Source organism: Stieleria sp. (genome assembly GCF_041595215.1).
GTDB lineage: Bacteria > Planctomycetota > Planctomycetia > Pirellulales > Pirellulaceae > Stieleria > Stieleria magnilauensis.
The window spans coordinates 1-8,931 of sequence record NZ_JBFHKV010000257.1; the positions used below are offsets into that span (position 1 = coordinate 1).

The window sequence follows — 8,931 nt, forward strand, 5'->3', positions numbered from 1 at the left end:
ACGCTCGCGCGACGGAAGTTACGGATATCATCTTCGATCGAACCGAATCATCCGAGCAGGCTTTGTATTCGGCACTGTCAAAGACCAACGCGTTTTGGATCAGCGTTGACATCGACCCGGTGACGCGTCTGGAGAAAACGGTCCAAGTCGATCTTCAGTACATCCGGTCGCATCGACTCATGATGCTGGGAACGGACTTGGGCTACCTCGACGTTTTCGATTATCTCCCCGGCGTTGACGATGAGCCGACGTCCGTCGCATTCGAGGACGTTCATGTCGTCGGCGGGTTGCCCTACGTTTCATTGCGTTTGTTGCGAAAGATGAAACGCGCGTCGGGACGTGGCAAGGATCTGTTGGACCTCGAGAACCTGCCGACGGAAGCGACATGACCGAGACGCTCAGCCAAGATCGTCACGAATCCGCCACCAGGCAGGCGACCGAGCAGCTCGCCGAGCGGCTTCAGATGCCGGTCTCCGAAGACCTGTCAAAGCTGCAGCCCTCGGATGTCTTTCAGAACCGCATCCCGATCGCGCATGCTCGCGAGCATTGCGTGATGGGCTTTCGCGGCAAGCAGGACGACGACGTGTGGTTGGCGATCGACTCGATGGCCGGATACGAACACTTGGATATCATCGCCCGCGCACTCGCCCAACGACCCGAAGGCGGGCTCCGGCCGTTGCGTGTGCGTCCGTTGCCGGCAACCACCACCGCCATCGGGCGCGCGATCAACGCGGCCTATTCCGATCAATCCAGTCGAACACAAAGCGTGATCGATTCGCTCGACCGCGACGAGTTGCTGGGCCAGCTGGCCGGCTTGGGTCCCAAGGAAGACTTGCTGGACACCGAAGGCCGCGCGCCGATCATCCGCTTGGTCAATCACATCCTGTTCGATGCGGTCAAATCGGGCGCTTCGGATGTTCACATCCAACCGTACGAAGACCGGTTGATGGTGCGCAAGCGTATCGACGGCGTCTTGTTTGATACCTTTGAAATTCCCAAATCTGTCCAAGAAGAGGTGCTGTCTCGGGTCAAGGTGCTGGGCAAAATGAACATCGCCGAGAAACGCTTGCCCCAAGATGGACGAGCGACGGTGCAATTGGGTGATCGCACGGTCGACTTGCGGATCGCGTCGCTGCCGACCAGCCACAACGAACGCATCGTGATTCGGTTGCTGGACAAAAGCGCGCGGCTGTACACGCTGGCCGAACTCGGGATGCCGGCTCATGATTTCCAACGCTTCGCATCGTTGATCGCTCGTGACCATGGCTTGATCTTGGTCACCGGTCCGACCGGCAGCGGCAAGAGCACGACGCTCTACGGAGCACTGCAGGAACTCGATAGCGAAGAACTGAATATCCTGACACTCGAAGATCCGATCGAGTATCAGTTGGACGGGATCAGCCAAACGCAGATCAATGAAAAAAAGGGGATGACGTTCGCCTCCGGCATGCGGAGCGTGCTGCGGCAAGATCCCGACATCATCATGGTCGGTGAGATCCGTGATGCCGAAACCGCGATCATGGCGATCCAAGCCTCGCTGACCGGTCACCTGGTGTTCAGCACGCTGCACACCAACGATGCCGCCAGCGCCGTGACGCGTTTGTTGGACTTGGGGATCGAGCCCTATCTGGTCAGCAGCTCGCTCGTCGCTTCGCTGGCCCAGCGTCTGGTCCGCAAGTTGTGCGTCGACTGTAAACGCCCACGACGCAGCAGTGAGGTGTTGCCCGATGTGCCCCCGCTGCTGCTGGAGTCCCATGGTTTGGCGCAGTCGGATTTGGTCGGCGTGTTTGAGCCGGTCGGATGTGAGGCCTGTCGTGGGACGGGATTCCGCGGCCGGGTCGGATTGTTTGAACTGTTGGTCATCGATGACACCTGTCGTGAATTGGTGCAAACTCGAGCCAATGCATCAGCGATCCGCGAAGCCGGGCTACAATCGGGGATGCACTTGTTGTCGATGGACGGTTTGTTGAAAGTCCATCAAGGCGTCACGACGCTCGATGAAGTCCTCCGCGTAACGACGCTGTGAGCCCGATGGCTGTCTTTTCTTATTCCGGTATCGACGCGGCTCGCAAATCCGTCCAGGGAACGATCAGCGCCGACACCGCTCGCGAAGCCCGCGATTCACTCCGTGGCCGCGGCATCCACGTTCGCAAAATCTCGGCCTGCAACCACCGCGAATCAAAGTTCCGTCTGCCGCGGTTTTCGCTGATCGGATCGAAGAGTCATTGGGCGACCGCCGTGTCAGAGTTGTCGATGCTGTTGCACGCCGGCATCCCGATGCTCGATGCACTCGATACGATCGTGGAACAGAATCACGGATCGTTTCGCGCGGCGCTGCTGGCGGTTCGCGATCGAGTCGCCGCGGGTGAATCGTTCGCCCAGGCACTCGGCGGACGTCCCGATCTGTTCGACGAGGCTTCGGTGCAGATGGTCGAAGTCGGGGAGAACGCCGGGACGCTTGACGAAGTGCTTTCGCAACTCGCCGAATTCAAACAACGCCAATCCCAGTTCACCGATGCGGTCACGACCGCGCTGGTCTATCCGATCTTTCTGGTTTGCTTTGGAACCGCGGCCGGCGTGTTCTTGATGACCAGCGTCCTGCCGCCGCTGCTGGAGAACCTGGAAGAGACCCTCGATGAGCTGCCGTTCCCGACGCGGGTCGCCAAGTCGCTCAGCAGCTTGCTCATCGACTATCGCTGGTTTTGGATCGTGGGGCTGGTCGTCGGCGTGGTTGCTTTGACGTTGGCTTTTCAAAGCCGTCGGGGCAGGCAGGTCTTCGATCGCCTAGTGTTGCGCGTGCCGATTCTCGGTCCGATGCTGGTCAAACAAGGTGTCTCTCGGATCGCGATGATCATCGGAACGCTCTCGCGAAGCGGCGTCGAATTGACCCGAGCGTTTGAGTTGGCTGAGCGATCAACCCGCAACACGGTGTTCCGATCGGCGCTGCGTGAATGCGGCAGTCGGATTTCCGCCGGTGAAGAGCTTTCCGATGCCTTGCAACGCAGTGGGGCGTTTCCCCCGCTGGCGGTGCGGGTGTTCTCCATCGGCCAGGAGTCGGGAAAACTCGATGAAATGCTTTTCCGTCTCGCCGAAGACTATGATGAACAAGTCAAAACGGCGTCGGCACGACTGACCTCGTTGATCGAACCGGTTCTCATCCTCGTCTTGGCCGCCATGGTGGGATTTCTGTTGTTGGCCACAATCCTTCCGATCCTGGAGGCTGGAAATGTTTTGTGAGAGGGGTGAAACGAAGTCACCCTCCCTCGGGGAGGGTCGCGGAGGCGTTTACGACGACGCGGGGAGGGAGGTTGCGATGGTAATGTTGCCGGCATGCACCAAACAAAGAGATCCGCATCAGTATCGGAACCCTTCGCGGACCATCCGACGCGGCTTCTCCCTCGTCGAGTTGATCGTCGTGATGGTGATTCTGGGCATGTTGGCCGGGTTGGTCGCCGTTCGCACGCGCGGCTATTTGGTCAACTCGCGCAAGAACGCGGTCAAAGCAGAAATCGCCACGATCATGAACGCACTGGAAACCTTTCGCATTGATCAGGGACGTTATCCCACCGAAGACGAAGGGCTGGAGATTCTAAGGGAGGAAACGGAAACCTGGCCGGAAGGTTTCCTGACCAAGATGCCCGTCGATCCTTGGAAGAACCCCTACCTGTACTTCGTCAGCGAAGAGGGCGTCGAAGTGGTCAGTCTGGGTGCCGATGGACGTGAAGGAGGTGACGGAGAGGACGCCGATTTCTCCAGCGCGATGTTGGAAGAATGAGGGGTCGTTCCGCAGAGACGTTGGAATCCGGTTTCTCCCTCATCGAACTGGTGGTCGTGTTGGTACTGATGGCGGTGATCGCTTCGCTGGCGACATTGTCGGTCCGCGGCGTGATCGCCAGGCAACGTCTCGGGCGAGCCGTCGAAGTCATCGAGCAATTTGATACCGCGCTGCGTCGCTCCGCACGCGACCAGCGCCGCCAAGTCGCCGGTGTCATCGACCGTGGGCGCGGCCGGCTGACCGTTGATCCGTCGGGGAATCCATCAAGAACGTACACCTTGCCGCGACAAGTTTCCATCGATGCGATTCGGTTCGGCCCCGTGCAAAGGTCGGCAGCAGGTGCCCAAATCATCGCAAACGCTGACGGTTCGTCGCCCAGCTATGCGCTGCGACTGGCCACCGGTGACACGCGGCGCTGGATCTTCTTCGTCGGGGGAAGCGGACAGGTCGTTGACGATTTCAACGACATGGCAGTCGATCTGGCATTGGGGATGCGATGAACCGTCGACGTGCATTCACGCTACTGGAAATCATCGTCGCGTTAGCGCTGATGGGCTCGGTGCTGGTTGCATCGCTGCTCGCGTTTTCGCGGCATCGCAAACAACTCTCGATGGCCGAGAAGCGACTCGAAGCCACCCGAATCGCCGATCGATTGGTGCACGAACTCTCGGCACAGCAAGGCGGATTACCGATCGGCACACGCGGCGCGGTGGCCGGCAAGGGCGATTGGGTTTGGCAAACCTCGCTGATCGGAAGCACAGTCTTGGCGACCGTTGAGATGCGGGTCGTGCGGTTTGAAATCGTGGAACTCGGTGCCGCATCAACGCCGTTGGTCACGGTCGATCTGGTCAAACCGGCGGGCGTTCCATGATGATGCGACGTAATCAAAGATCGGCAAAGGAGTGCCCGCCTAATGGCACGGGCGGAGGGGTTGGTGTGCAGGCTTTAGCCGCCCCCTGTCGCTGCATCGCAGCGACCGGGAGTCGCCTGAAGGCTAGACACCAACGGTTGCGGAATCCTTTTTTGGTGATGCCCGTTCCGTTGGAGTGTGTGCCGCTGTGTAGCTGCCGTCGCCAGACGTCAGGCCATCCACGCTCCGCGGCCGACGCCTTCACCTTGATCGAAATGATCGTCGCGCTGGTGCTGGCGTCGTTGATGATGGTCGGCTTGTTGGGCATCGTGGCGTCGGTCTCGACGCAGTCCACTCAATTGCGTCGCGAACAAATTGATCATGTCGCCGCCGGGATTCTGGCCGATCGTTTGCGCAACGATTTGATCAACGCGCGAGGCATCGCCGCCGGCACCGACACGTTGATTCTGTCGGGTTACGTTTCGCCACAACAGGTGCCGGGTATGATCCGTTATACGCAGGCGACGATCGGAACGCGACGATTGTTGATTCGTCGCGCAGGTGGTCAGCGTGATCTGTGCTGGATCGATTTCGGTGCCTTCGACTTCGAAACGTATGACGAGTTCGATGCGGAAACCCCCATACCCGACATGACCGGTGGGCTGCTGCCGATGCCCAGTCGCTTTCGCATCGCCGGTCGGGACGCACAAGGTCGAGTCTTGTTCAACGAGGTGATCGACCATCATGCGGACTGAACGAGGTCGCTCGGGATACGTGCTGCTGGCGGTGCTGGCCGTGATGGTGTTGATGGTCACCGTGCTGGCGACGCTCTCCAAGCTCAGCCTGCGCCGTGCGCTCGCCGCGGCCGACGCGCAGGTTCGTCTGCAACAGCGGCTTGGTGCCGAGTCGATTGAACGCGTTCTGTTGCCGCAAGCCGGCAAGGTCTTTGATCAACTGGAAGAACAAGCCGATGCGATGGCAGAATCGCCGGGCGCAGCGAGTCCTTTTCCCAGGCAGATTCGCGGCGCGGTGACGATCGGCGGCGTGACCTTTGACGTGGTTCTGGCCGACGAAGATGCCAAGTTGAACTTGAATCAGGTTTACCACATGACCGGTCAGCGGCGGACGGAGACGACCCTGGGTGAAGTGCTCGGGCCGGTCGCCGCGCGGGCGGTGCGTCTGTTACCCGCCACCCGGCCGATTACCGACGCGCTGCTGGAGTCGGCGGCCGACGACGGATCCGAGGAGGAATCGGATCAGCCGATGACGGAAATCCCCCGTGCCTTTCGAAGCTGGGGAGAGGTATTTGATCTGTCCAGGCTTTCCGCGAGTATCGGATCGGACGCCGCCCTGCCGTCGGTGAGCGGCGACATCACGTGCTGGGGTGGCGGCGGGCTGAATCTCCGTCGGGCCTCGGAGACATCGATCCAAGCCGCCGCGGCCTGCGTTTTATCCGATGCTGGAGCCCGCCGGCTGGCCAGCCGATACAAAGACAATCCGACCACGTCACTGGCGATTTTGGTCCAGCAAGAAGGGAAAACGGAAACCGAACGTCTTCGGCTGCTTAGAATGTTATCCGAGACCAGCACGCACTTTTCGCTTTGGATCGATGCCTCCGCAGTGGCCCGTGGAAGCATGCGGACCTTTTCGGTGATGCGAACGACCGATGACGGTTTGACGCTCAACGAACGCTTTTCTTTTTGAATGACCTCGCAGTTGAACGAGAGAGATTGCTGAAGGATGGATTTGACCGCCCAACGACGATTGATCACCGCGTTGACTGCAGGCTGCCTGGCCGTTGCAGCGGTGGGAATCGTCTGGTCGCTCGGCGGTATTGATTCACCCGGTCGGCAATTCGACGCCACACGCGGATCGCAGCCCGGCAAGAAAACCGCGGTCGACCCACCGCAGCAGGAGTCGCCGACTGTCGAAGCGGCAGCCCAGATCGACTTGGCGTTGAAACTGCAACAGCCCCTCTACGACCCGCCCAAGCCACCTCCGCCCAAACCCAAACCTCAACCGAAACCCGTGGTCGTCCGCAATCCGCCGGCGGTCAAAGCGCCGCGTCTGGATTGGACGCTGACCGGAACGATCATCGACTCCGATCAAAGCGTTGCGATCCTGACCGATGCGTCCGGCAAGACCGACATCCGTGGTGCGGGCGAAGTCGTCGAGCTGTCACCGCCGGGCGTATTGGTTCGAAAGATCGATTCAGAGAAGGTCACGCTGGAGGTTCGCGGAACGGAGTCGACGTTGCGATTGAAATCGTCGTTTCAGTCCAGCGGCGGCGGCAAGCCCGATCGGCCGAACCGGAGACCGGCTCGATGAGCGATCGGTTCTGCATCGATGGCGGTGGCTTGATCGCGCGCACCGAATCAGGATGGTTCCTTCAAGTCGGCTTCGAACAAACCGAACTCGCCGCCGAAACGCCGCCGAAAGTTGTCGCCGAACGGTTCGCCCATCTGTGCGACTCGGTCAAAGGGGCCGACAAACGATGTGTGCTCGGCGTGCCCAGCGGCGAGTGCTTTTTCGTCTGCGATGAACTGCCCGATTCGATCGACGCCAAAGACCGTAGCGCCGTCACGTTTGAACTGGAACGCCATTTTCCGCTCGACGCCGAATCGATGGTCGCGGACTATTTTGTCCGTGCCGCATCGGGGCAAATCGCTGCGGTCGCAATCGAAACCCGCCGGCATCAACCGACGGTCGACGCGCTTGAAGCGGCGGGGATCGAAGTCGTTTCGATTCTGCCGACGGCGTTCCTGATCGCCAGAGCCTTCTACCGCAGCGACGCCGAAAAGTCTCCGTTCACCTTGTTGATCTTCGCCTCGACATCGGCCGAATCGTTGTCGGTCGACGGCGGCGGGGTGTATCGCTGGCGGCAGTTCTATGACGCCGATGATGAACTTCGTCGACATCAAGCCACCGTCGCGGACCAAGTCGACGCATCAGAAAGGACCGTCATTGTCGGCCGAAGTGAATTGACGTTTCAACCGCGCGGCCGAGTCCAATGGTGTGATCGCGATGCCGCACGTCTGGCCGCCGAAGGTGCGGGGCTTGCACTCGGCGGTCGTTGGGGGCGTTGGCCCGACTTGCGGCGTGGTGACTTGGCACCGAGCGATCCGCTGTTCGCCGTCGCCGGCCCCCTACGCAAGCTCGCGGTGGCGGCGACGTGTTGCTTTCTGATCCTCTCGATCGCGGCCTGGTATCGCGGCAATCGGCTGGCCGCCGAATCCGAATCGGTTCGACAGCAACAGCGCGCCGTGTTCGCCGAAGCCTATCCGGGGCGACGCGTTCCCGTGATGTTGATGCGAACCGTACGGGGCGAACACAGCAAGACGCTCGGTTCGCGCGGTCGGGGCGATGCGATCAAGCTGCCGGTTCCCGCGACGCGCGTGCTCAAGGATCTGTACCGCGGTCTGGAACACGCGCAACGTGTCGGCGGCGTGCGGCTGCGTTTGATGGATTTGAAGATCGTCGATGGCGTCTGCTCCTTGACCGTGCGCGTCGTCGACGCCGTCCAAATCGGGACCATCGCCAAGTCGCTCGAAACGATCGGGTTCGACGTCACGCCACCGGCCGCCGAGCAGATCGATCCCAGCAAGGACGAGCCGATTCCGACTTACCAATCGACCCTCTCGGCCGTTTGGAATCCGCCCGCGAATCGGGCGGAGGAAGGAGTCGAATCGTGACTGTTACGACGAAACGATTGATCGCCGCCGCAGCCATCGTGCTGTTGGGACTCTACGCCGCGTCGAGTGTCATGAACACGTGGTCGGCGGCGAGCCGGCTGCAGCTGGATCGCCAAGACTTACACGAGCTGCGTCAAAAGCTGGACGAGATCGAACGGGTCGCCGACGCGCCCCGCGTCGCGGCGTTGGAGCTGGAAGAACCCAATCAAATCTTGGATCGCATCAACGCGGCGCTCAAGCAAGCCAATCTGTCCTCCGATTTGCTGTCAAACCAAACCCCCAACCAACCGCAGCGGATTGGTCAGACGGATTTCAAACTTCGGCGGGTCGAAATCAAACTCAACGCGGCCACGGTTCCCCAGATCGTCGCCTTTTGTGACGCGCTCAAGGATGAATCGACCGGCAGTCTGGTGAGGGATTTGCAGCTCTTTGATCCCCGGCAATCCGGCTCGCGGGAAACCTGGAATTCTCAGCTGACCTTGACCCAAATCATCTTTTCACCGAAAAGCGACACGTGAAAGTGCCTCGGTGGAAATGGAATGCGTCGAAACGGAGTTCGTAGCGATCGATTGCGGCTAACGGTGTTGTCTGCTGCGCGGGCGACGGCGCGTCTG

The 8,931-nt window shown here is 60.4% G+C and carries 11 protein-coding genes; all 11 read left to right on the forward strand.

Going from position 1 to position 8,931, the window contains the following annotated elements; genetic code table 11:
* Positions 1-389 (forward strand): hypothetical protein (locus ABX749_RS12045; RefSeq protein WP_372896198.1); only part of this gene is annotated, 389 nt, incomplete at its 5' end.
* Positions 386-2,026, forward strand: a complete 1,641-nt coding sequence (locus ABX749_RS12050) for a GspE/PulE family protein (RefSeq protein ID WP_372896199.1) — start codon at positions 386-388, stop codon at positions 2,024-2,026. The genes ABX749_RS12045 and ABX749_RS12050, both read left to right, overlap by 4 nt.
* Positions 2,027-2,031: 5 nt before the next feature.
* A complete protein-coding gene (locus ABX749_RS12055; RefSeq protein WP_372896200.1) occupies positions 2,032-3,237 on the forward strand; it encodes a type II secretion system F family protein in 1,206 nt (401 codons plus the stop codon).
* 82 nt (positions 3,238-3,319) lie between these two features.
* Entirely contained in the window at positions 3,320-3,775 is a 456-nt protein-coding gene (gene gspG / locus ABX749_RS12060) for a type II secretion system major pseudopilin GspG (protein ID WP_372896201.1), read from the forward strand.
* Positions 3,772-4,275: a type II secretion system protein gene (locus ABX749_RS12065; RefSeq protein ID WP_372896202.1), complete on the forward strand. Its 504-nt coding sequence runs from the start codon at positions 3,772-3,774 to the stop codon at positions 4,273-4,275. The genes gspG and ABX749_RS12065 overlap by 4 nt, the downstream gene beginning before the upstream one ends.
* Complete coding sequence (locus tag ABX749_RS12070; RefSeq protein ID WP_372896203.1) at positions 4,272-4,646, forward strand: type II secretion system protein; 375 nt, start codon at positions 4,272-4,274, stop codon at positions 4,644-4,646. Before ABX749_RS12065 ends, ABX749_RS12070 begins: the two co-directional genes overlap by 4 nt.
* Before the next feature lie 158 nt (positions 4,647-4,804).
* Positions 4,805-5,380: a type II secretion system protein J gene (locus ABX749_RS12075; RefSeq protein ID WP_372896204.1), complete on the forward strand. Its 576-nt coding sequence runs from the start codon at positions 4,805-4,807 to the stop codon at positions 5,378-5,380.
* Positions 5,370-6,329, forward strand: coding sequence for a hypothetical protein (locus ABX749_RS12080; protein ID WP_372896205.1), 960 nt, complete (start codon positions 5,370-5,372; stop codon positions 6,327-6,329). Before ABX749_RS12075 ends, ABX749_RS12080 begins: the two co-directional genes overlap by 11 nt.
* A gap of 36 nt (positions 6,330-6,365) precedes the next feature.
* On the forward strand, positions 6,366-6,953 hold the full coding sequence (locus tag ABX749_RS12085) for a type II secretion system protein N (protein WP_372896206.1): 588 nt from the start codon (positions 6,366-6,368) through the stop codon (positions 6,951-6,953).
* Positions 6,950-8,317 carry a type II secretion system protein GspL gene (gene gspL / locus ABX749_RS12090; protein WP_372896207.1) on the forward strand — a complete coding sequence of 456 codons (1,368 nt, stop codon included), beginning with the start codon at positions 6,950-6,952 and terminating at the stop codon, positions 8,315-8,317. Before ABX749_RS12085 ends, gspL begins: the two co-directional genes overlap by 4 nt.
* Entirely contained in the window at positions 8,314-8,835 is a 522-nt protein-coding gene (locus ABX749_RS12095) for a hypothetical protein (protein WP_372896208.1), read from the forward strand. Before gspL ends, ABX749_RS12095 begins: the two co-directional genes overlap by 4 nt.
* The last annotated feature ends 96 nt before the right edge of the window (positions 8,836-8,931 follow it).

What these genes read in the sequence shown, in the direction of transcription:
- gspL (WP_372896207.1), top strand. Translation starts at nt 6,950, where the DNA reads ATGAGCGATCGGTTCTGCATCGATGGCGGTGGCTTGATCGCGCGCACC.
- ABX749_RS12085 (WP_372896206.1), top strand. Translation starts at nt 6,366, where the DNA reads ATGGATTTGACCGCCCAACGACGATTGATCACCGCGTTGACTGCAGGC.
- ABX749_RS12055 (WP_372896200.1), top strand. Translation starts at nt 2,032, where the DNA reads ATGGCTGTCTTTTCTTATTCCGGTATCGACGCGGCTCGCAAATCCGTC.
- ABX749_RS12050 (WP_372896199.1), top strand. Translation starts at nt 386, where the DNA reads ATGACCGAGACGCTCAGCCAAGATCGTCACGAATCCGCCACCAGGCAG.
- ABX749_RS12065 (WP_372896202.1), top strand. Translation starts at nt 3,772, where the DNA reads ATGAGGGGTCGTTCCGCAGAGACGTTGGAATCCGGTTTCTCCCTCATC.
- gspG (WP_372896201.1), top strand. Translation starts at nt 3,320, where the DNA reads ATGTTGCCGGCATGCACCAAACAAAGAGATCCGCATCAGTATCGGAAC.
- ABX749_RS12075 (WP_372896204.1), top strand. Translation starts at nt 4,805, where the DNA reads ATGCCCGTTCCGTTGGAGTGTGTGCCGCTGTGTAGCTGCCGTCGCCAG.
- ABX749_RS12070 (WP_372896203.1), top strand. Translation starts at nt 4,272, where the DNA reads ATGAACCGTCGACGTGCATTCACGCTACTGGAAATCATCGTCGCGTTA.
- ABX749_RS12080 (WP_372896205.1), top strand. Translation starts at nt 5,370, where the DNA reads ATGCGGACTGAACGAGGTCGCTCGGGATACGTGCTGCTGGCGGTGCTG.